The organism is Corynebacterium sp. HMSC078H07, from assembly GCF_001812805.1.
Taxonomy (GTDB): Bacteria; Actinomycetota; Actinomycetes; order Mycobacteriales; family Mycobacteriaceae; genus Corynebacterium.
Map to the genome: position 1 here is coordinate 20,901 of NZ_KV810490.1, position 21,960 is coordinate 42,860.

A 21,960-nucleotide genomic window follows, 5' to 3' on the forward strand; every position below is an offset into this window, starting at 1 on the left:
GGGCCGGGGTGGCGCTTAGCGCAGCGTGCCGACGGCCTCCTCTACCGCAGCCACCAGCGCGCCTTCCTTGACTAGGCGCACGGTCTCCTCGATTTCCGGGGAGAGGTAGCGGTCCGTTCCCGGGCCCTGGACGGTCTGACGCAGAGCATCAATGACCGCGCCGGTGCCTTTGGCCGGCTTACCTTCACGCATATCAATGGCGCGGGCGGCGGTAAGGATTTCAATAGCGAGCACGCGCTGCAGGCCGTCGACGGCCTTGCGCAGCTTGCGCGCACCAGACCAGCCCATGGAAACGTGGTCCTCCTGCATGGCCGAGGACGGAATGGAATCCGCCGAGGATGGGGTGGCCAAGCGCTTGAGCTCAGAAACAATGCCCGCCTGCGCATACTGCGCAATCATGTGGCCGGAGTCCACGCCTGGATCATCGGCCAAGAAAGCGTTAAGGCCTCGGTTGCGGGCAGTGTCGAGGAAGCGGTCGGTGCGGCGCTCAGAAATGGAGGCTAGGTCAGCCACCACAATCGCCAGGAAGTCCAGCGCATAGGCCACCGGCGCGCCATGGAAGTTGCCGTTGGAGACGACGCGCCCGTCCTTGGCTACGACAGGATTATCAACGGCGGCAGCCAGTTCACGTTCGGCCACCAGCGCGGTGTGCGCCAAGGTATCGCGGAAGCCACCGGCCACCTGCGGCGCACAACGCACCGAGTAGGCATCCTGCACCTGGTTCTTCTTGAATTCCTCAAGGGCGGCCTCCAGAATCGCAGAACCTTCTGCCACGGTGAGGATATTGGCAGCAGCATCAGCCTGGCCCGGGTGCGGGCGCAGCTGCTGCAGGTCGTCGGCGAAGACCACCAAGGTTCCCAGCAGGCCTTCCACGGTCATCGCAGTGGCGATATCAGCCATCTTGGCCAATTCACGCAGGTCAGTAATGGCCAGGCAGAGCTGACCCAGCATGCCATCGGTGCCGTTGATAAGGGCAAGGCCTTCTTTCTCACGCAGCTGCAGCGGCTCAATGCCCGCAGCCGCAAGGGCTTCGGCGGCCGGGGTAACCTCACCGCCGTTAACGCGCACCTCACCTTCACCAAGCAAGGCCAGCGCACAGTGCGCAAGTGGAGCCAAGTCACCGGAACAGCCCAGGGAACCGTATTCGCGAACCACCGGGTGAATGTTGGCATTAAGCACTGCCGCATAGGTCTCAGCCACGACCGGACGCACGCCGGTACGGCCGGTGCACAAGGTAGACAGGCGCAGAAGCATAAGAGCGCGAATCACTTCGGTCTCTACCTCCGGGCCGGTACCCGCGGCATGGGAGCGCACCAAGGACAGCTGCAGCTGGGCGCGCATCTCTTCCGGAATGTGGCGGCGCGCAAGCGCACCGAAACCAGTGGAGATTCCATACACCGGAGTCGGGTCCTGGGCCAGCTCTTCCACGCGGTCACGCGTGGTGGCGATTTCATTTAGCGCTTCATTGGAGATTTCTACCTTCGCGCCACAGCGCGCAACGGCCACGACCTCCTCGATGCTTAAGGCACCGATTCCCACAGTCACGGTGGAAGGATAAGTATGAGACATGTAAGGCTCCTTCAACGTCGCCGCGTTGCCCGCACCTCACCCACCGGTGGGGAGAAAGGCACGCGAAAATACGTACTTGCTTTCACAAGTTTAGAAAAATAGTGATACGCGCGACAGCCTTACGCGCTGCGCTCATAGTACAACAGGCTCCCCGGCGCGCCAAGACTTTCTGCGTACACTCTGCCCTCGCTAGCCGCGTCCATACATCCTCCCCGCCACCTGCTGCGCGGCTTCGTGCAGTTGCTGCGCCACGCTGGCAGCATCGGCAGTGCCCACCGGAAAGGTTACCGCCAGCGCCGCCGCGGGTCTGCCAACGTGATCCACCACCGCCACGCCTACCGACGCCTGACCGCGCGCCACCACCTCAATCTCTTCGGCCCACCCGCGCTTACGCACTTGGCGCAGGATGTCCTTGTATTCACCAAACCCCAAGGGACCGGGGAAGTATGCCGCCCGCCATTCTGCTTCCGGAAGCAGCGCCAGCATGGCTCGCCCGGAGGCCGTCCGTTGCGCTTGCAGCCGCACTCCCCTTTCCGTCACCAAGGACAACGCCCCTGGCGCGCGCACCTCGTTGAGGTAGAGGATTTCCGATCCCGCCAGGCGCGACAGGTGCCCCGAGCCGCCCACACGGCTGGCTATGCGTTCGAGGTGCCCCTGCGTTGCTCGCACGAGGGGCTGTTGCGTGGCATACGCCGCGGCCATGGAGTAGGCAGCAAGGCCCAAGCCATAGGTCTGATTCTCCGGAACGTGCACCACGAATCCCGCGTCCACCATTTCCTTGAGTAGGTGGTAAGTGGAGGAACGCGGCAAATTCAGCTCGCTGCGAATGCGTGCGGCGGAAATCGGCACGTCGATGGTAGACAACAGCCGGAGGATTTCCAGCGCATTGCGCGCCGCCGGGACTCGGGAGGTACTCATGAGCCCACAGTCTAATGAGCCCTCGTGTGAGCCCTAGTTAGGTCACCAAAAACGCAATCGGCGTCGTAATGATGATGGTGAGCACCACACGCTCGAACCAAATGACGACCAAGTGCCATAGCTTGATCGGAATCTTGGTGGCCATGATGCAGGGCACCAGCGCGGAGAAGAAGATGATGGCGGAAATGGCGACCACACCGATGACGAACTTCAGCACCATGCTTGAGGAGCCAGCCGCCACGGTTGCGGGAAGGAACATTTCCGCGATTCCCATGGCCGCCGCCTTGCCCGCCAGTGCTGGCTCCGGCAGCTGGACAATCCACGCGAACGGGTAGAACAGGTAGCCCAGCCAATCGAAGAGCGGAGTGAAGTTTGCCAGCAAAAGGCCAATCAAGCCCACGGACATGATGGAGGGCACAATCGCTGCCGCCATGCGCACACCATCGCGCAGGTTCTCCCAGATGGCAGCACCCAAGGAGGGCGCACGGTCCAGAGCTAGCAGCGCCTCGCGCCAGGCGGCCTTGATGAAGTTGCCCTTGACCGGCTTTTCCGGATCTGGCTCCACGCCACCCACATACTCATTCGGAATCCTGCTCAACGGCGGAATCCACACGGTGATCGCCGTGACCAGGAAGGTCACCACGAGGGAAACCGCAAAGTAGATGCCCCACATGTCCATTAGGTCGAGCTGCTTGGCCACGATAACCATGAACGCCGCTGACACCGTCGAGAAGCCCGTCGCAATAATGGACGCCTCACGCGCGGTATAACCGCCACGCTGATACACGCGGTCAGTAATGAGGATTCCCAACGAGTAAGAACCCACGAAGGAGGCCACCGCGTCAATGGCGGAGCGCCCCGGCGTGCGCCACAGCGGGCGCATGATGGGCTGCATGAACACGCCCACGAATTCCAGCAGGCCATAGCCAATGAGCAGGCCCAAGAAGGCACCACCAATAGGAACAATGAGTCCCACTGGCGTGGCGATGGAGTTCCACAGGAAAGGCACGATGTCGTCGTTGCCCAGCACTCCCGGCAGAGTTCCAATGACCATGAGAAAGGAGACCACCAGGCCCACCACATTGAGAACAGTAAAGACCGCCTGCAGCGGCCCCTCCTGCCAATTCTTGTTCACGATGCTGCGCACCGTGCCGTAAAGCGCTAGCGCCAGGATGAACCAGGGCACGAACGCCTCGGCATAGGTGCGGATGATGGTGACCATGTGGTCAAGCGGGATGGATTTCTTCCCGTCGTAGCTGATGGGAAAGAAGAATACGAAAGCGCCGGTGGCACTGTAGACAAAAAGGCGCCAGATGCCCTTCTTGGAGGGGACATCGTCTTCGCTCTCGTAGAAGGCGTCAACGATTGCGTCTTCAGATTTCATGTTCTACCTCACGGTGGTGGGAAACGACACGTCATTAGCACAGCCAAGAGCACGTTCTTGTCCCGAACGCACCAAGCAAGCGCACGTCAACGACAAACGTACGACGCGGCTTTGGCCATGCCCACGCGACAGCCACACGCAGGTCTTCCACATACTAGCGGCGCCACACACAAATGTCATGCAAGTCACCCCCGCACCCCCAGTGAGTCAGTTGTCATAGGCCCAGTCAGGCATCCTCCACGGCAAAATTGACCACACGTCTGAACTAGAGGAAAGTAGCTCCCAGAATCACTCGCACCAACCACTCCCCCTCATCCGCGGCGCTAGATCCCCAAGCGCTACGAAAGGGGGGGGTACAGAGGAGGACGCATTCCCGTGGCAGAAACCACCAAGCGCCCAGGCTTGAAACACCGCCACCTGCACTTCATCGCACTCGGCTCCGCCATCGGCACCGGCTTGTTCTACGGCTCCGCCAGCGCCATCCAAGCTGCCGGCCCCTCCGTGCTGCTGGTTTACCTTCTCGGCGGCGCCGTCGTGTACTTCCTCTTGCGCGCGCTCGGAGAGATGTCGGTCCACCACCCCGTTACCGGCTCCTTCGCCGAATACGCCCGCGCCTTCCTCGGCCCCTGGGCAGGCTACATCACCGGCTGGATGTTCGCCTTTGAGATGGTCATCGTGGCGCTCGCAGACCTCACCGCCATCGGCGTCTATATGCAATTCTGGTTCCCCGGCTCACCGCAATGGGTCTGGGTGGCAGCCACCCTCTTACTCGTCGGCGGCGCGAACCTCGCCACGGTCAAAGCCTTCGGCGAGCTAGAGTTCGCCTTCACCATCGTCAAGGTCGGCGCAGTCGTCGCAATGATTCTTGGCGGCGTTGCTGTCCTTGTCTTTGGCCTCTCCACCGCAGAGACCACCGGCCCTGCCAACCTGGTCAATGACGGCGGCTTCTTCCCCAACGGCCCTACCGGCATGGTGGCCTCCTTCATCCTCGTTCTCTTCGCCTTCGGCGGCACCGAAATCGTGGGCGTGGCCAGTGCTGAGGCCGAAGAACCGGAGAAATCCGTCCCCAAAGCCGTCAACACCATCCCTGTGCGCATCCTGCTGTTCTACGTGCTGGCCATCCTGGTCATCCTCATGATCAACCCCTGGCGCACCATCACTGGTGAGGAAAGCCCCTTCGTCCAAATCTTCTCCACCCTGGGCGTCACGTGGGCAGCAGCCGCTCTCAACGTCGTGGTCATCACCGCGGCAGTCTCCGCCATCAATGCCGATCTCTTCGGCGCCGGCAACGTACTCACCGGCCTTGCACGCCAGAATCTCGCACCTAAGGTCATGGCCAAGAAAGCACGCGGCGTACCGGTGATGACCATGGTCATTTTGCTCATCGTCTTGGTCATCGGCACTGCCCTCAACGCTTTCATCCCTGACAATGTCTTCGAGGTCATCGCCTCCCTCGCCACGTTCGCCACCATCTACGTCTGGCTCATGATTCTGCTGGCCCACGTGGCTTCCCGTAGGAAAATGTCGCCACAGGAACGCGCCAGCCTGACCTACACGGTTCCCTTCTGGCCGTGGGGGCAATACTTCGCCATCGCCTTCATCACGTTTACTTTTGGCATCATGGCATGGCAGCCGCAGTATCGTCCGGCCCTAGCGGTAGGCGTTGGCTTTATCATCCTCATGACAGCCATTTTCTACCTCACCGGCCGGCACAACCACGCCACTGCACACACTGACCCCAGCCCCGTTTCGAGAGGATAGCTATGAACAGCGTTGATGCCCCCGCTTACTCCCCTGCCCCCGAGTGGTCCGGCCGCTCCGATGGCCCCGGCCCAGAGCACGCGCGGTGGCACAGCGTGGTTCGTCCCCTCGACGTGGACAACCCCCAGGGGCAGCCCGGCGTAGCACTACTGGGCTTCGCCTCTGACGAGGGAGTGGCGCGCAACCATGGCCGCCCCGGCGCGGCTGCGGGCCCGGAAGCACTGCGCAGTGCCCTCGGTTCCCTCGCGGTGCACCATGCGCATGTGCTTTACGACGCCGGCACGATCACCACCCAAGGCACCGACCTGGAGTCCGCCCACGAACGCCTCTCCACCTCTGTGGAAGCCCTCTCCAATGCCGGCCACCTGCCCATCATCTTGGGCGGCGGCCATGAGACTGCCTTCGGTTCTCACCGCGGCGCTTTTCAGGCGAAGGGCCCGCTGAAGATCATCAACCTCGATGCCCACTTCGATCTGCGCACCGCGGACGTGCCGACCTCCGGCACGCCGTTTAAGCAGATTTCTGAACTCGTTGGCCGCGAGAAATTCGACTACACCGTGCTCGGCATTTCCCGCCCCAACAACACCAAGGTCCTCTTCGACGAGGCCGCCGACCTCGGCGTCGCCATCACTCTTGACGAGGAACTGCTCGCCATGAACCTCCAGCAGGTCCGCGCCCACGCCGAGCACCTGTGCACCGATGACGCCCCCATCCATCTCTCCATTGACCTGGATGTCCTCCCCGCAGCACAAGCCCCGGGCGTTTCTGCCCCCGCAGGCCTCGGCGTTGACCTCCCCATCATCCGCGAACTCGCCGTCACCCTCGCCGCCACGGGACGCCTCGCGCTTGTCGACGTCGTCGAGCTCAACCCCTCCTTCGACCTCGACTCCCGCACAGCCAAGCTCGCCGCCCGGCTTATCGACGACATCGTGACCGCACACTTTTCTGCGGTTTCGGCCTAAAACCAGGCCGTACCTTCTGGCTAAGAGCCGGCCCAGCCGGCATACTGGTCACATGAGTTTTCCGATTCGTGTTGTCGGCGCCATCTTTATTGATGGTGACCGATTCCTGGCTTGCCGTAAGGCCCCAGGAAAATCTCTAGCCGGCATGTGGGAATTCCCGGGTGGAAAGATTGAGCCGGGCGAGACTCCACAGGAGGCATTAGCTCGCGAGTTGGCAGAAGAACTCTCTCTCACAGCGACTGTCGGTGAGAAAGTCACCACGACGCTTCACACTTATGAGTTCGCCACCATCGAACTCACCACCTTCCTGTGCACCATCCAATCCGGTGACCTTGTACTCACCGACCATGACGCCACCCGGTGGGTCACCGCCGCCGAAGCACAAGAGCTCGACTGGGCTCCCGCTGACATCCCTGCCGTTGAGCTCATCTCCTCACGCCTATGACTTCTGATTCCCTGCTGCCTTTTGGCATCTACGAAACGCCCGTCACGGCTCGTATCCACGAGCGCATCAAGGAAACTCAACGAGCCCTTCCCACTGCGGCTTCCGGAATTACCGAGGTGACCACTAAGGATGTCGATCCAAGATTTGCCACGGCCGTTTCCCAACACTTCGCCCGGCTTATTGAACAACGGCTGCTCGAAGTCAAAAAGCCGGAAGAACGCGTCGCGCTCATCAATGACCTCGCGCAGCACCTTGGTGCAGACGAAAAGGTATCAGCTGAACAGCTCCTTTATGCGATTTACAGTTCAGAGCTCACCGAACCACCAGTCCTGCCCGAAGTATCCCTGAACTCCAGCGCGCTTTTCACCAATAGCGTGGACGACACCAACATGTCGGTGGAAATTGCGCGCGAGATTTGTACTGCGGATTCAGTCGATCTGCTCTGCGCATTCATCAAGAATTCCGGAATTTCTGTCATTAGTGATGAGCTGGAATACCTTCGCGACCACAAGAAACCTCTGCGAGTCATCACCTCAACATATTGCGGTGCGACTGAAGCCGCTGCAGTGCGCCGTCTTGTCGAAGACTACAACGCTGAGGTTCGAATCTGCTACGAGCACAAGACCACCCGCTTGCATGCAAAGGCGTGGCTCTTTCGCCGTGAGTCCGGATTCGATACCGCCTTCATCGGCAGTTCTAACCTGTCCCGTTCTGCCCTTGTCGACGGATGGGAGTGGAACGTTCGCGGCTCCCGCTCTACCACTCCGGAGATCATCGAGAAGTTCATCAAGACTTTTGACAGCTATTGGTTCGACAATCACTTCAAACATTTCGACCCGGAGCGTGATTACGAGCGCTTGCTTGAAGCACTTCGTGGAGCGAAGTTCCTCGAAGCAAAGGAGGGAGAGAAGCTTGAGTTATCGGGCCTGCGTGTCGAGCCCTACCCCTATCAGCAGGAGATGCTGGAGGCATTGCGTTCAGAGCGAGCAGTGCACGGCCGACACAAGAACTTGCTAATCGCTGCTACCGGCACCGGTAAGACTGTCGTCGCAGCCTTAGACTATCGCCACCTCTGTGATGAGTTTGGACGCCGTCCGCGCCTTCTGTTTGTGGCTCACCGCCGGGAAATCCTCCAACAGGCACAGCGCACCTACCGGGAGGTTCTCCAGAGCTCCGATTTTGGTGAACTTCTGGTTGGCGGCGAAGAGCCTCGTCGCTGGGACCATGTTTTCGCAAGTATTCAATCCCTCCACGGCGAACGCCTGACGCGCATAGCTCCTGACCACTTCGATGTCATCGTGATCGATGAATTCCACCACGCAGAGGCCACGACCTACCGAAAGATTCTCGATTACTTCCAACCTCAAGAGCTCCTCGGACTCACAGCAACACCCGAGCGCGGAGACGGCGAGAACGTCCAGAAATTCTTCGACTACCGCGTGGCCCATGAACTACGCCTCTGGGATGCGCTTCGCCTACAGCTACTCGCGCCTTTGCACTATTACGGGGTCGATGACGATACCGACCTCTCGAGTCTGACATGGAACAGAGGAAAGAAAGACTACAACACGACAGAGCTCAGCGAGTTTTATATAAAGGCTGGAGAAAAGCGCACCCGTTTCATCATCAATGAACTCAATCGCCGAATCTTCGATCTCTCCGAGATGAAAGCCCTCGGCTTTTGTGTTTCGATCGCCCACGCCGAGTACATGGCGGAGCAATTTAACGCTTTTGGTATTCCTGCTTTAGCGGTAAGCAGCAAGCAAAGTACTGAGGAACGCAGAAGAGCTATTGCACAGCTGCGCGATGGCTACATCAAGATCATCTTTGCGGTCGACATTTTCAACGAGGGTGTCGACATTCCTTCTATCAACACTCTGCTGCTCCTGCGCCCAACTCAGAGCCCGGTTCTTTTCGTTCAGCAGCTGGGCCGCGGACTGCGCCTTAACCAGGGTAAGGACGCATGTATCGTGTTCGATTTTCTTGGACTCCAGCACGAAGAATTCGACTTTGAAGAACGCTTCAAAGTGCTAACCGCTGCCCGCGGCAAAAGTTTCATGAAGGAAGTCGAGCAGGGCTTCCCCACTGCGCCACCGGGTTCCAACATCACGTTGGACCGTGTGACGACAGACCGCGTTTTGGCCAACGTCAAGCGTCTGGCACGAAACACAGTCAAGAAGATCCGCTCTCAGATTAGTGAACACGGCACCACTGACCTTGCGGCTTTCATCCACGCCTCCAATATTCCTCTGGAGGACATCTACCGCAGGAAAGGAATCTCCTGGACCACACTCCTCCGTGATGAAAAGCTTCTGCTTCCGTCCAACGAGGACAGCGAAGAATCCTTCCTCCTGAGCCGTATCCGAGTTCTGCTCCACATCAATGACCCCGGCCGCGTAGCGGCATACAGCCGACTCATGGAGGCCGACGGCCCCTCAGAACAGGACATGACTGACCGCGAAAAGCGCTATGCCACGATGCTCGTTCTGGCGCTCTGGGCGAATTCCAATAAAGCCATCCCGGGCTCGTTGGATGAAGCGCTTGAAATCGTTCGGTCCCATCCCGCGTTCGTCAACGAAGTCAATCAAGTCATGCGGATTGCAATTGAAGCGTCCCGCGTAATTCCTCAGCAGTCCTCTCACAGTGTGCTCGAGACGCATGCAGACTATAGCCTTGCTGAACTTGTCGGTGCCTTGGACGAGGGCCCGCTCAAGAAGCTCGCCAACCTTCCCCGCGAAGGAGTCAAACGCTTCGACACATCAAACACTGATCTCTTCTTGGTGACCTTCCAAAAGGATGAGAATGTAAGTGCTTCGACAAATTACCGCGACTACCCGCTATCTCCAGATCGACTTCACTGGGAATCTCAATCCACGACCACTTTGAAGTCAGCGATGGCCAAGCGCTACATCCATCACCAAGAACTCGGCGGAAGCATCATCATCGCTACTCGTTTCACCAAGAAGAACAAGGTTGATACCGCAGCGGCCTATACCTTCCTCGGCAACGTTGACTATGTAACTCACCGCGGCGAAAAGCCCATCCAATTCGAATGGAGCCTACGTCGCGACATGCCTAAGAAGCTGTATGCGGCAGGACGAACGGTCGCTTAAACAATAACTGGCCACTTTAGGTCGAGGACACCTCCACCAAGTGGAGATAGAACTGCCGCAATTGATTCAGTTATGTAAGAATTTTCAGGAACTTACGGTCTGGTAACGCTAGCTAACCTCGGGTACATACTGGCACCCCCAATTCAACAAAGAATGCCTATATTCACGGTGTATCAGATTCAGATCGGGCGTTGGCATTTGGATTTGGTCAGAATCACACCCCCGAATGAGAGGATTTCATGGTGGCGAATTGACTGATATTTTGCACTAACCTAATATTCTCTTAGATGCTTAGTGTCCGCTGAGCATATACACCCGTTGAGCAACTTACGGAGGAGAGGCATGGAAGCCTCCAGCAAACGCAGCCAGAAGCGATGGAGCCGCCCTACTACCGGTTCCGAGGCTTCCACGTATGGCTTCACGCGTTTTCGCGAGCGTGACTTCAAGGCTGCATTGGGCCACGCCCCACGCTGGGCCGCCTGCAGCAAGCGAGCACATACCTCTCGTTAGTACTCGAAGCCCTCGAGAATATTCTTCAGCTTCTGCTGGAACGGCGCAATATCATGCTCGTACCGCCGCTGAATCGACAGCACAATGGCGTTTAGCATGAGCATTGGAACCGACAGGGTGGTAAAGGTTCCCTCATCGCCACGGGGAGCGGCCAGAGTGACGACAGGTACTGGGTGAACAACACGCAGGTCATCCGTAATGAGAAGGACCTTACATTTAACCGCCTCAGCATAGTTCAGCAGCTGACGTAGCGGACGCGTGGAGCGGCGGAAGGCGAAGACTATAAGAAGGTCCGGCTCCCCCATGCGGAGCAGCTGTTCAGCGATGTCTTGGTCCGTCTCACCCGCAAGGTCGTGGACAGATCGTCCCAGTCGGCGAAAGCGGCGCTCTGCCTGATCACACAGTGGAATGGAGTTGCCGCGGCCGTAGATGTAGATATCGCGGGCATTCATCACCAAGTCCGCTGCCCTGTTAATGGAATGCTGGTCAACGCTTCCCGACGCCGCGGACAACGAATCCATTTCCTTGGACACCAGTTGTCCCAGAATCGTCTGTCCAGCCTCATTGCGGAATGCCCGACGACCGTTCGAATGCTCAGCAGCAAGGTACTGGTCATGCAACATGCGCAATTCTTGGCGCAGCTCCAGGTAGCCTTTGTATCCAAGCTTCTTGGCCGTTCGAGTCACGGCAGAACCGTGGACGCCGGCCTTGGCAGCGACGTCTTCGCCGCGCCACAGGGCCGCTTCTTGCGGGCGGCTAAGAATCACATCAACAACCGCCTCGTCTGCCCGACTAAGTTCCGCCCGGTGGCGCTCCACCCTTTGTTGAAAATTCACACCACAAGTTTAACAAAAAGTTTTTTAAGGGCCGCCTCAGCTTTCAAAATGTGGCCAAATATAGTGACTTTTTGCAGGTTCTACTTATACTTTCGGCGAAGCCCCTGCAACACAATTTTTTTATCCTGCAAGGTGTCACGCCCGAAGCTCCACGCAAGGACTCCGCCCGCCGCCACGATGGCACACATGCTGAAGGCCACCCCAAAGCCGAATCGATCCGCAAGGAATCCAATCACGATCGGCCCCAGGATTTGCCCAAAGTCACCAGCCATCTGAAAGGTCGAAAGCACCTGTCCACCAGAACGCTTCAACCCCACCACATCGGCGATGGCCGCCTGCTGCGACGGCACAATAAGCCCTGATGAAGCACCGGCGAAGGCGGAGAGCACAAGGAGGGTCCACACGGACGTCGCCAAGCCCAGCGTTCCTACAAACAGCGCCGAGCCCACAAGGCCCGCAAGAATGAGTGGCCGGCGTCCAATACGGTCAGACCAGGAACCAGAAAACTGCAGCACAGCTGCATTTCCCGCCGCAAAGACCGCGAGTGCGATGCCCGAGGCCTGGCCACCATTATGGAAGATGGACGCTGCAAACAGTGGAAGGACTGCAACACGCACGCCCATATTGATCCATCCTTGGGCAAAATTCGAGGTCAATACTGCTCGATAAGCGGTATCACCCCAGGCCTCCTGCAGCTTCATCGGCGGAAGGCAGTGTTGACGCTCAGCATCGGTGTCGACCGCCGGCATCAGAACCCAGACAACGAGTGCCGCGAGCGCCACTCCTAGCCCGTAAATGAAGAAGGGCCACCGAAAGCCGAGGAAGGACAAGCTGGCACCAACGAGCGGGCCGATGACGTTTCCCAGCAGGAAGGACGTGGCATACGTGGCTGAGCACCGACCGCGAATAGCAGGTGGCGAGAGCTTCACGATGAGCGCCATGGCTGCCACAGTGAACATGGTGGAGCCAATACCCGCGATGGCGCGCAGCACCACGATGTGCCAATACTCCTGGGCGATTCCCACAAGACCCGTCGTAAGAGCAACGGTTAACAACCCCGTCAGGTAGACACCGCGCGTGCCAACGCGATCGATGAGGCGGCCAGCGGCTGGTGCGAAGATGAGACGGCTAGCAGAGAAAATGGAGACCACCAGTCCCGCGGCCGCCATCGACACATCGAAGCTGACAATGAACTGCGGAAGCAAGGGCGCGATTAACCCATAGCCCAATGCGATGATAAAGCCCGCGGTAACCATCACCCAGATCTCCCGCGGAATCTTCAGTTCTTGTGCAACGCCCTTACTCATAGCGACACCAACTGTAGCCTACCCATCCAAACTGTCGAACATCTTTTCGCAAATGTAGGTTTCGATGTCCGCACCGCTTTCTACTGTGAGGGCCATGAAGAATTACAACAGCTTTCGTACCTCGGTTCCGCGCTCCACTCAGCCCAGCATTCATGCTGGCGAACTCACGGCAGATATCCTCTTTCACCACAGTGACACCTTGAACTCCGTGGAGAGCATCATTCGCCATCCACGCTCATTGGCGCGTCCCACACCGCAATGGCGGCCACCATCAAAGTCACTTCCCTCAGTACCGCTTCGAGGCGAGGAAGGAGAATCCACCCCACCGCTGACGCTAACTGTGTCGCGTCACCGTGTTGGCGAACGGGCGAAAGCTCGTGTACTTGGCTTCGGGGAAAAACGTGTGCCGACCTACCTCATTACCGTTCGTATTACCTCCCCTACCGGACGGCCCGTGTCCCCTGCGGTCGCGGAAGCGTGGGTACGCGCGCTCGTTCCCGCACACTTAGTCACGGCAGTGCATGAGATTTCAAGCAGCAGTGCTGCGACCTTCGTCTGGCTCGTTGATAGCACGTACACCCCAGTTCGCTCTCCGCTGTCGTTGTTCGAAGGATTCAGCCAGGCAGCTTAAGCCGCGGCGCTCTACAGGTAGCGTTGCAATCGGCCGACGAAGCTGCGGGGAGGTTCCTCGTCCAAGGAAAGGGTGAAACGACCTTCTGTCAGCACACGGGCCACGGCCGACTGGGTTTCTGGTCGGTCGAACGAGTTCCGCACGGGCTTCGGCACGAAGCGGATAAACAAGCACACCAGCACGACAGTAAAGGCCTTATCGAGCGGGTCTGAGGTTAGAACTTGGAGAAGTGTCGCCGTGGTTTCGTCGTGGGTAATCAACAGGAAGAAGTTGGCGAGCTCTCGGGCGCCGCGGGGCAAAATCTGGTTCAGCGCAAACAGGGTCGAGGCCAACGACACGAGCGCTGCAATGATGCCGAGCCCATAGCCCGCAAACAGGGTAGAAATCATGCGTTTGAACGCACCACGGCGTGCTAGCCAGCCCACCATTAACGCCAGAATCAACGCGTTGGGCAGGTAAGCAAGTTCCAAAGGACTGACGACGCACCTGAGGCTCAATGCCAGAGCTGCGGTCCCCATCCCAAGAACGGGGCCATAAATAATCGCAATGAACACCGTTCCCACCGTGTCCATATAGAGCGGGATGTGGAGATTGAAGAACACCGTTGAGCCCACCATGTCCACCACAACTGCGAGCAAGGCATTGATGAGCGCATGCCTACTCCATAGCCCTCGCTGGGAGCCAAAGAGGAGAAGGACGCATAGAAAACTCAAGCCCCACACAGTTGCTGGGAGGAGGGATTCAAAGGTCCTTTCGGCGAACTTGAACCTCGGGGTCAAGGTGAGGCCCCACGCCGCCACTGCGCAGGCTACGCCAAGGACAACGCTTATGCGCTGACCACGAAAAGCCCTGTTAACCGGCATAGCCCCTGGCTGCTCCTCATCGAGTTCAAAATGTACCCGATTATCCTAGCGTGCCCATGCCTAGGAGGCGACTAATCCTAGCTGTCGCTGCCTTCTGGGCCATTGTTGGCGCCATCATCGGCTTCGTTGTCGGCATCATCGTCTTCGACCTCGTCGCCATCGGCATCGTCGAAGAGAATGTCATCGTCGTCCTCATCGTCGTCGGCACCGAAGATGTCGTAGACGTCCGGCTCATCAAAGTCGGGGTCCTCCACGCTGACCAGCTGGGCTTCCCAATCCAGGGCCTGGTCGGAGACCAAGCTCAGGACGTCAAAGAGGCGATCAAAGTCGGTGTAGGTGCCAAGCTCGAGTGCTTCGGCGGGAACCTCGATGATGGGGGCGAGGGTGGCGTCGTCGAACTCGCCGGCGTCGAAAAGCGCCACGCGCTCTTCCTCCCCCAGGTCCTCCATGGCGTCGTTTTCCCACAGCTCGTTGATAGCTTCATCTTCCAGCTCGTCGAGCTCGTCCTCATCAAAGTCGAAGGAGAGGAACCGCACCACAGCGCTGGGGACGCCGTCGATGGTTTCCACGAGCACGCGCAGCTCGGAATCGTTGGCGACCTCCGCCACGACGAGGTTCGGGTTGAACTCATCCTGGAGAAACTCCAACTCAGCAATACGCTCATCGGTGCCCTCAAGAAGGTCTCGGAGCACGGTGACCACTTGGTCGGTAGCGATATGGCGCGACACGGCTTCCACCGCATCCTCCACAGAGAACGCAACGGAGACCAAGACGGCCTCGAAATCCTCATCATCCTCATCCACATCTGCGGCGGCGATGTAGACGTTTGCGGCGGGGAGAATCGGGTCAATTTCTACAAACTGGATCTCCAAGTCAGAGGTGATGGGCACGAACATCACATCGTCATTGACGCGGGACTCAATGCCTTCCCCGTCCAGCGCAGAAGCAATATCTTCAAAAAAGCTCATGTGATCAACATCCGTCCATGTGGCAGTGTCACCCCGGCTGCTACCAAGGCCCCACACATCCTACCCGCGATCGTGGTCATCGGGCATGAAACCCAAAAGCTTCAGAATCTCCGGGCGTCCGGTTCCCCACTCCAACATGTCATAGGACTCCCAGGCCTGGCGGCGCGCCTCCATTGGTGCCTCTTCGATATGAGGCTGCACGTCGAAAATCATCGTCTCGCGCTGCGGGGCCCGGTAGCGCGGCCAATCCTCGCGCGGAGCGCCGCCGTTAATGAACGCCCTCCATTGCTCTTGCATATTCTCAGTGACCTCCTCCATTTCGGAGGACTTGCCCATGGTGGTCAAAAAGGACACGCGCGAGGCACCAGGATCGCCAAAGATGTTGGACAACTCCATCGAGTGCATCGCCCCCAACCCCAGCCAGCGCAACGCTGCCGGCGCGAAGTCGAATCGGTACATCCACGTGGGGAACCGACGAGCGTGTTCGGAGGCGACACGAACGGTGGGGGCCCAAAAGAGGGCGTCGGTAAGCAAGTCCCCGAAGTCACTGCGCGAGACTGCCCCACCGTAGGCCGCAACGACGTCCGGCGCGCTCTCCGGATCGAAAGACGCCAACAGCCGCAAGGCCGCACGTTCGCGGGAGCGTTGGCGTTGATAGAGGAACTTTCCAAAACTCGCCTCACCGGAGTTAGTTCCGATGAGCAGCGGCACCGGGTGCTGAGCGCCGTCCTCAAAAGCTTCGATAGGATGCTGCGGAATGAGTTCACCATCCACGGTGGGCGCGTAGCAGGAGTTCAGGTAAAGCAACTCGCCTGCGCGCCACATCATGGATTGACCCGAGCGCACTAGGTCCGCGAAATCCTCGCGGCGTAGATCATCCGCAGTGGTGTCTCGCGGCAGGGCCATCTTGTCCACAAGCTCGCGCGCCCAGAACATCGACTGTGCACGGGAATGAATCATGCCAATCGGCGGCGACTGGGCAATGGCGCGGTGAAAGAGGCCTTCCGCGCGGGGCACCGCCATGAGGGTCAGCACCGCTGCGCCACCCGCGGATTCGCCCATAAGAGTCACGTTATTCGGGTCTCCGCCGAAGGCAGCGATGTTGTCGCGAACCCACTCCAAGGCAAGGACTTGGTCCGCCACCGCGGGGTTAGCGCAGGCCTCCCCTCCCAAACTGCGCACGTCGAGGTAGCCCAGCGCCCCTAAGCGAAAGTTGACGGACACATAGACCACGCCCATCTGCGCGGCGAACTCAAAGCCGCGCAGCATGAGCATGTGCGAAGAACCCACGATAAAACTGCCGCCATGTAAGTAGACGACAACGGGGAGCTTCTCCGTGTTTGGGGCAGTGCCAGGGCTGGGTTCGGTGTGTGGGCGGACGATATCGAGGGTCAAGCAATTCTCTGTGCCTTCGATGCGGTCCGTCCACGAATAGACCGGCTGCGGGGCCACCTCTCCGAACTCACGGCAATCCCGAATTCCTTCCCACGCCGGCGCTGGGCGCGGTTCACGGAAGCGATACTCCCCCGCGGTATCGGCCCCAAAAGGAATGCCGCGCCACGAACGCACTGGCGTCGACAGTGGCCGGTCCGGGCGCAAGTCCTCCTCGATGCTGCCGCGTACCCACCCAGAGGATGTGAGAACCGTAATCTCATCCGCCAACGCCGTCCGCGCTGCTTCTTGAGCGGCGCGGGCGCGGGTGTGCAAAGACTCAGCAAGCAGGCGGGCCGCAGCCGCGCTTACCTCGCGCGGCGGGAAAGGCTCGTACTCGCTCATGGACCCTAGACTAATCCCCCAGCCTGACTCTGCGCTGGGAACTGCTTTTTCGATACGGTAGTGAACATACCGTTAACAATGTAGACGAAATCAGGTGAAGAACATGTTCGGAATTAGCGAGAAAGAACAGAACACGCCCGTCGAGGTGGACAAGCTCTCTGTGGACGAGAGCAACCGCATTAGTCAAGGATTTCTGGCGGCCACCAACAAGGTGGTGTCGGCGCAATCCTCCATCATCATCGGCTATGTCGACCGTCTAAAGAAGAAGAATAAGGACGCATCCCCGGAGCAGCTGCAGCAGCTCATTGACAAGCACTTTCTCAATATCGTCTCGGGCACCGGTGCGGCCGCGGGTGCCTCGGCCGCCATCCCCGGCATCGGTCTGGTCTCCGGCGCGGCAGCCGTTGGTGCAGAATCCCTCGTCTTCCTTGAGGCTGCTGCGTGGTACATCCTGGCCTCGGCGCACTTGCGTGGCGATGATATCCGCGATGAAGAGCGCCGCCGTGCGCTCGTTCTTGTAGTCCTTACTGGCTCCCAGGGCAGTGCTTTGGTGGACACCATGCTTGGCGACGTCACCACGCTCTCCGGCATGAAGTCCGCTGCTACCCTCTCCCGTTTCTCCGGGCCCACCCTCAGTGGCATCAACGGCCGATTGACCAAGCTGTTCTTGAAGCAGGCCCGTAAGAAAGTGAAGTGGGCATGGCTGTCTAAACTCTTGCCGATGGGGGTAGGCGCAGTTCTGGGAACAACGGCCAACCGTAAAATTGCCCGCCAAGTTATTAACCATGCGGGCACCCAGCTCTCCCCCCTGCAGGGGGATTAAAACCGGGAAACGCGCCCCAGGGTAGTGAGCAAACTTACGTGGGCCGTATCATATGGGGAGACGCCTTTCCGGGTGCCTTTCGTACCCATGGAATGGCCTACTACAGTCGATTAAAGACAAACTTTAAAGCACAGAAAGAGGCGAACACCTGCCGTGAGCAAATCGAGCATCTACGGCCCGAACGCGTGGCTGATTGACGAACAGTTCCAGCAGTACTCAAAGGACCCCAACTCCGTAGATAAGGAGTGGCGTGACTACTTTGAGGCCAACGGGGCTCCCAAGCAAGCCGCACAGCCCAAGGCCTCCGCCAAGGCCTCTGGCTCCACGGCTTCTGCCCCGGCACAGAAGCCGGCAGAAAAGAAGGAAAGCTCCGCTCCTAAGCCTGCAGAGAAGTCCCCTGCTGCTCCTGGTGCTAAGGCACCGAGCGACTCGAAGTCTTCGGCAACGAAGGCGAAGGCAGATCCGAAGAAGTCGGAGTCCCCGCTCGACCGCATCAAGGACGCCCCGGAGCCCGGCTCCCGCGTGCTCAAGGGCATGTTCAAGGCAATTGCCAAGAACATGGACGAATCCCTGGAGATCCCGACTGCTACGACCGTCCGCGACATCCCGGTCAAGCTCATGTGGGAAAACCGCGCGATGATCAACGATCACCTCAAGCGCACCCGCGGCGGCAAGATTTCCTTTACCCACATCCTTGGCTACGCCCTGGTCAAGGCCGTTCAGATCCACCCGGACATGAACGTGCGCTACGAGATTCAGGACGGCAAGCCCACCGTGGTTCAGCCGGAGCACATCAACCTGGGCCTGGCCATTGACCTTCCGCAGAAGGATGGCTCCCGCGCCCTCGTGGTTGCTGCCATTAAGGAAGCCGAGAACAAGTCCTTTGCTGAGTTCATCGATGCCTATCAGGACATCGTTGACCGTTCCCGCAAGAACAAGCTGACGATGGATGACTTCTCCGGCGTCACGATTAACCTCACCAACCCGGGTGGCATTGGTACCCGCCACTCCATCGCCCGCCTGACCAAGGGCTCCGGCTCCATCATCGGTGTCGGTTCTATGGACTACCCGGCTGAGTTCGCCGGCACCTCCGCCGACCGCTTGGCTGACTTGGGCGTTGGCCGCCTGGTTACCCTGACCTCCACCTACGACCACCGCGTTATTCAGGGCGCGGAGTCCGGTGAATTCCTGCGCACCATTGGCCAGCTCATTCTGGACGACGCTTTCTGGGACGAGCTCTTCGAGTCCCTGGGTGTTCCCTACCAGCCCTTCCGCTGGGCTGCTGACGTGCCCAACACGGGCGTCGATAAGAACACGCGCGTTATGCAGTACATCGAGGCCTACCGCTCCCGCGGCCACTTGCTGGCTGACATCAACCCGCTGGGTTGGAAGCAGCCGGGCCTGCCGTGGCCGGACCACCGCGACCTCGACCTGTCTACTCACGGTCTGACCATTTGGGATCTGGACCGTACCTTCAACGTGGGTGGTTTCGGTGGCAAGGAGACCATGACGCTGCGCGAGGTGGTTACCCGCCTGCGCTCCGCCTACACCCTCAAGGTGGGCTCCGAATACACCCACATCCTGGACCGCGACGAGCGCAGCTGGCTGCAGGAGCAGATTGAGGCCGGCATGCCGAAGCCGTCCAACTCTGAGCAGAAGTACATCCTGCAGAAGGTCAACGCTGCCGAGGCTTTCGAGAACTTCCTGCAGACCAAGTACGTGGGCCAGAAGCGCTTCTCCCTGGAGGGTGCGGAGTCCCTCATCGCACTGCTGGACTCCATCGTGGACACTGCCGCTGGCCAGGACCTCGACGAGGTCGTCATCGGCATGCCGCACCGCGGCCGCCTCAACGTGCTCTTCAACATCGTGGGCAAGCCGCTGGCCGATATCTTCGGTGAGTTCGATGGCAACTACAAGGGCGGCCAGCTCGGCGGCTCTGGCGACGTGAAGTACCACCTCGGTGCTGAGGGCGAACACCTCCAGATGTTCGGCGACGGTGAAATCAAGGTCACCCTGGCCGCTAACCCGTCTCACCTCGAAGCCGTTGACCCGGTCATGGAAGGTATTGCCCGCGCCAAGCAGGACATCCTGGACAAGGGCCCGGAGGGTCACACTGTTGTCCCGATCATGCTCCACGGCGATGCTTCCTTCGCCGGCTTGGGCGTGGTGCAGGAGACCATCAACCTGTCTCAGCTGCGTGGCTACACCACCGGCGGTACCGTCCACGTTGTGGTCAACAACCAGGTGGGCTTCACCACTACCCCGGATTCTGGCCGTTCCACGCACTACGCCACCGACCTGGCCAAAGGCTTCGACTGCCCAGTCTTCCACGTCAATGGCGACAACCCGGAGGCTGTTGTCTGGGTAGGTAAGCTCGCCACTGAATACCGCCGCCGCTTTGGCAAGGACGTCTTCATTGACCTCGTGTGCTACCGCCTGCGCGGCCACAACGAGGCCGATGACCCGTCCATGACGCAGCCGCAGCTCTACGACATCATCGACAACCACAAGTCCGTCCGTGAGCGCTACACCGAGGAGCTCATCGGCCGCGGTGACCTGTCTGATGAAGAGGCAGAGGCAGCTGCACGTGACTTCCATGACCAGATGGAGTCCGTCTTCGCTGAGCACAAGGAAGCGGAGAAGGCCGGCCCGAAGGAGCAGACCGGTATCACCTCCTCCCAGGACCTCACCCGCGGTCTGGATACCTCCATCACCGCCGAGGAGATGGCGGAGATTGGCGATGCCTACGGCACCCCGCCGGAGGGCTTCGAGTACCACAAGCGTGTGGGCAAGGTTGCCAAGGAGCGCCAGAAGTCCGCCCGCGAAGGCGGCATCGACTGGGGTTGGGGCGAGCTCATCGCCTTCGGTTCCCTGGCTAACTCCGGCAAGGTTGTTCGCCTCGCCGGTGAGGATTCCCGCCGCGGTACCTTTACCCAGCGCCACGCTGTGGCCTTCGACCCAGCCACCGGCGAAGAGTACAACCCGGTTGCTCACCTGGCTACGTCCAAGGGCAACGGCGGTAAGTTCATGGTCTACAACTCGGCACTGACCGAGTTCGCCGGCATGGGCTTCGAGTACGGCTACACCGTGGGTAACCCGGATGCCGTCGTGGCCTGGGAGGCACAGTTCGGTGACTTCGCCAACGGCGCTCAGACCATCATCGATGAGTACATCTCCTCCGGTGAGGCCAAGTGGGGCCAGCTCTCCAGCCTGATCCTGCTGCTGCCGCACGGCTACGAGGGCCAGGGCCCGGACCACTCCTCCGCCCGCATCGAGCGTTACCTGCAGCTGTGCGCTGAGGGCTCCATGACCGTGGCCCAGCCATCCACCCCGGCCAATCACTTCCACCTGCTGCGCCGCCAGGCCCTCGGTGAGATGAAGCGCCCGCTGGTCGTCTTCACCCCGAAGTCCATGCTGCGTAACAAGGCTGCGACCTCCTCCGTGTCCGACTTCACCGAGGTCACGAAGTTCCAGTCCGTTATCAACGACCCGAACTTCTTCGACATCAACGGTAAGAAGGTAGGCGACGCCGACAAGGTCAAGACCATCATGCTGGTCTCCGGCAAGCTCTACTGGGAGCTGGCCAAGAAGAAGGAAGCCGATGGCCGCGATGACATCGCCATCGTGCGCGTGGAGATGCTCCACCCGATTCCGTTCAACCGTCTGCGTGAGGCCTTCGAGTCTTACCCGAACGCTGAGCAGGTTCGCTTCGTTCAGGACGAGCCGGCCAACCAGGGTCCGTGGCCGTTCTACAACGAACACCTGCGTGAGCTCATCCCGGATATGCCGGAGCTGGTCCGCGTCTCCCGCCGCTCGCAGTCCTCGACTGCAACCGGTAACGCAAAGGTTCACCAGATTGAACAGAAGAACCTGCTGGAAGAGGCATTCGACATCTAGTAGCGTCTAGGCTCTTCCAAGGCCCCGGTCTTGCCACCTCTCCCCGAGTAGTGGCGGCCGGGGCCTTTGCTATACCTTTCTTCCAAGCAGGCTCACGTGCTCCTGTCCACACTATGCTTGCGCCCTACCCCGACCGATAAAAATGAGCACGATAGCCCCTCAATCAATTTCCTTTCGTCGCCTATCGTGCTCATTTT

General features: G+C 59.6%; 15 protein-coding genes. 7 read left to right on the forward strand and 8 right to left on the reverse strand.

What is annotated here, in order from left to right:
* Positions 1–15 precede the first annotated feature (15 nt).
* From hutH to HMPREF2875_RS07655, 3 genes are all read right to left on the reverse strand, one after another.
* Positions 16–1,569 (reverse strand): histidine ammonia-lyase, encoded by a 1,554-nt coding sequence (hutH, locus tag HMPREF2875_RS07645; RefSeq protein WP_070671792.1) that lies wholly within the window; start codon positions 1,567–1,569, stop codon positions 16–18.
* Between the two features lie 189 nt (positions 1,570–1,758).
* A complete protein-coding gene (locus HMPREF2875_RS07650) occupies positions 1,759–2,487 on the reverse strand; it encodes an IclR family transcriptional regulator (protein ID WP_070671793.1) in 729 nt (242 codons plus the stop codon).
* Between the two features lie 37 nt (positions 2,488–2,524).
* Positions 2,525–3,871 (reverse strand): YjiH family protein, encoded by a 1,347-nt coding sequence (locus HMPREF2875_RS07655; RefSeq protein ID WP_070671795.1) that lies wholly within the window; start codon positions 3,869–3,871, stop codon positions 2,525–2,527.
* Between the two features lie 375 nt (positions 3,872–4,246).
* Here HMPREF2875_RS07655 and HMPREF2875_RS07660 point away from each other — a divergent pair, with 375 nt between their 5' ends.
* Genes HMPREF2875_RS07660 through HMPREF2875_RS07675 form a run of 4 tightly spaced genes read left to right on the forward strand, consistent with a single transcriptional unit; the run spans position 4,247 to position 10,152 of the window.
* On the forward strand, positions 4,247–5,632 hold the full coding sequence (locus HMPREF2875_RS07660; RefSeq protein ID WP_070671797.1) for an amino acid permease: 1,386 nt from the start codon (positions 4,247–4,249) through the stop codon (positions 5,630–5,632).
* Positions 5,633–5,634: 2 nt separating this feature from the next.
* Positions 5,635–6,594 carry a formimidoylglutamase gene (gene hutG / locus HMPREF2875_RS07665; protein ID WP_070671799.1) on the forward strand — a complete coding sequence of 320 codons (960 nt, stop codon included), beginning with the start codon at positions 5,635–5,637 and terminating at the stop codon, positions 6,592–6,594.
* Positions 6,595–6,646: 52 nt separating this feature from the next.
* Positions 6,647–7,039, forward strand: coding sequence for a (deoxy)nucleoside triphosphate pyrophosphohydrolase (locus HMPREF2875_RS07670; RefSeq protein WP_070671801.1), 393 nt, complete (start codon positions 6,647–6,649; stop codon positions 7,037–7,039).
* Positions 7,036–10,152, forward strand: coding sequence for a DUF3427 domain-containing protein (locus tag HMPREF2875_RS07675; protein WP_070671803.1), 3,117 nt, complete (start codon positions 7,036–7,038; stop codon positions 10,150–10,152). Before HMPREF2875_RS07670 ends, HMPREF2875_RS07675 begins: the two co-directional genes overlap by 4 nt.
* 506 nt (positions 10,153–10,658) lie before the next feature.
* Here HMPREF2875_RS07675 and HMPREF2875_RS07680 read toward each other — a convergent pair.
* Together HMPREF2875_RS07680 and HMPREF2875_RS07685 are read right to left on the reverse strand one after the other, a co-directional pair.
* Positions 10,659–11,498 carry a MurR/RpiR family transcriptional regulator gene (locus HMPREF2875_RS07680; RefSeq protein WP_070671805.1) on the reverse strand — a complete coding sequence of 280 codons (840 nt, stop codon included), beginning with the start codon at positions 11,496–11,498 and terminating at the stop codon, positions 10,659–10,661.
* A gap of 80 nt (positions 11,499–11,578) precedes the next feature.
* Complete coding sequence (locus HMPREF2875_RS07685) at positions 11,579–12,805, reverse strand: MFS transporter (RefSeq protein ID WP_070671808.1); 1,227 nt, start codon at positions 12,803–12,805, stop codon at positions 11,579–11,581.
* A gap of 94 nt (positions 12,806–12,899) precedes the next feature.
* Between HMPREF2875_RS07685 and HMPREF2875_RS14000 the strand changes: the two genes are divergently transcribed.
* Complete coding sequence (locus HMPREF2875_RS14000; RefSeq protein WP_246817071.1) at positions 12,900–13,436, forward strand: hypothetical protein; 537 nt, start codon at positions 12,900–12,902, stop codon at positions 13,434–13,436.
* Between the two features lie 11 nt (positions 13,437–13,447).
* Here HMPREF2875_RS14000 and HMPREF2875_RS07690 read toward each other — a convergent pair whose 3' ends face one another.
* The 3 genes from HMPREF2875_RS07690 to HMPREF2875_RS07700 all read right to left on the reverse strand — a co-directional run bounded on the left by HMPREF2875_RS07690 (position 13,448) and on the right by HMPREF2875_RS07700 (position 17,043).
* On the reverse strand, positions 13,448–14,299 hold the full coding sequence (locus tag HMPREF2875_RS07690) for a hypothetical protein (protein ID WP_070671810.1): 852 nt from the start codon (positions 14,297–14,299) through the stop codon (positions 13,448–13,450).
* Between the two features lie 77 nt (positions 14,300–14,376).
* Complete coding sequence (locus HMPREF2875_RS07695; protein WP_070671812.1) at positions 14,377–15,267, reverse strand: DNA primase; 891 nt, start codon at positions 15,265–15,267, stop codon at positions 14,377–14,379.
* 60 nt (positions 15,268–15,327) lie between these two features.
* Positions 15,328–17,043 carry a carboxylesterase/lipase family protein gene (locus HMPREF2875_RS07700; protein WP_070671814.1) on the reverse strand — a complete coding sequence of 572 codons (1,716 nt, stop codon included), beginning with the start codon at positions 17,041–17,043 and terminating at the stop codon, positions 15,328–15,330.
* Between the two features lie 103 nt (positions 17,044–17,146).
* Here HMPREF2875_RS07700 and HMPREF2875_RS07705 point away from each other — a divergent pair, with 103 nt between their 5' ends.
* A complete protein-coding gene (locus tag HMPREF2875_RS07705; RefSeq protein WP_070671816.1) occupies positions 17,147–17,866 on the forward strand; it encodes a hypothetical protein in 720 nt (239 codons plus the stop codon).
* 153 nt (positions 17,867–18,019) lie between these two features.
* Complete coding sequence (locus HMPREF2875_RS07710) at positions 18,020–21,763, forward strand: multifunctional oxoglutarate decarboxylase/oxoglutarate dehydrogenase thiamine pyrophosphate-binding subunit/dihydrolipoyllysine-residue succinyltransferase subunit (protein WP_070671818.1); 3,744 nt, start codon at positions 18,020–18,022, stop codon at positions 21,761–21,763.
* Positions 21,764–21,960: the final 197 nt, after the last annotated feature.

Bases quoted from the DNA above. Each gene is read 5' to 3' on its own strand.
- HMPREF2875_RS07705 (WP_070671816.1), top strand. From the start codon at position 17,147: ATGTTCGGAATTAGCGAGAAAGAACAGAACACGCCCGTCGAGGTGGAC.
- hutH (WP_070671792.1), bottom strand. From the start codon at position 1,569: ATGTCTCATACTTATCCTTCCACCGTGACTGTGGGAATCGGTGCCTTA.
- HMPREF2875_RS07695 (WP_070671812.1), bottom strand. From the start codon at position 15,267: ATGAGCTTTTTTGAAGATATTGCTTCTGCGCTGGACGGGGAAGGCATT.
- HMPREF2875_RS07655 (WP_070671795.1), bottom strand. From the start codon at position 3,871: ATGAAATCTGAAGACGCAATCGTTGACGCCTTCTACGAGAGCGAAGAC.
- HMPREF2875_RS14000 (WP_246817071.1), top strand. From the start codon at position 12,900: ATGAAGAATTACAACAGCTTTCGTACCTCGGTTCCGCGCTCCACTCAG.
- HMPREF2875_RS07650 (WP_070671793.1), bottom strand. From the start codon at position 2,487: ATGAGTACCTCCCGAGTCCCGGCGGCGCGCAATGCGCTGGAAATCCTC.
- HMPREF2875_RS07700 (WP_070671814.1), bottom strand. From the start codon at position 17,043: ATGAGCGAGTACGAGCCTTTCCCGCCGCGCGAGGTAAGCGCGGCTGCG.
- HMPREF2875_RS07685 (WP_070671808.1), bottom strand. From the start codon at position 12,805: ATGAGTAAGGGCGTTGCACAAGAACTGAAGATTCCGCGGGAGATCTGG.
- HMPREF2875_RS07675 (WP_070671803.1), top strand. From the start codon at position 7,036: ATGACTTCTGATTCCCTGCTGCCTTTTGGCATCTACGAAACGCCCGTC.
- HMPREF2875_RS07670 (WP_070671801.1), top strand. From the start codon at position 6,647: ATGAGTTTTCCGATTCGTGTTGTCGGCGCCATCTTTATTGATGGTGAC.
- HMPREF2875_RS07690 (WP_070671810.1), bottom strand. From the start codon at position 14,299: ATGCCGGTTAACAGGGCTTTTCGTGGTCAGCGCATAAGCGTTGTCCTT.
- hutG (WP_070671799.1), top strand. From the start codon at position 5,635: ATGAACAGCGTTGATGCCCCCGCTTACTCCCCTGCCCCCGAGTGGTCC.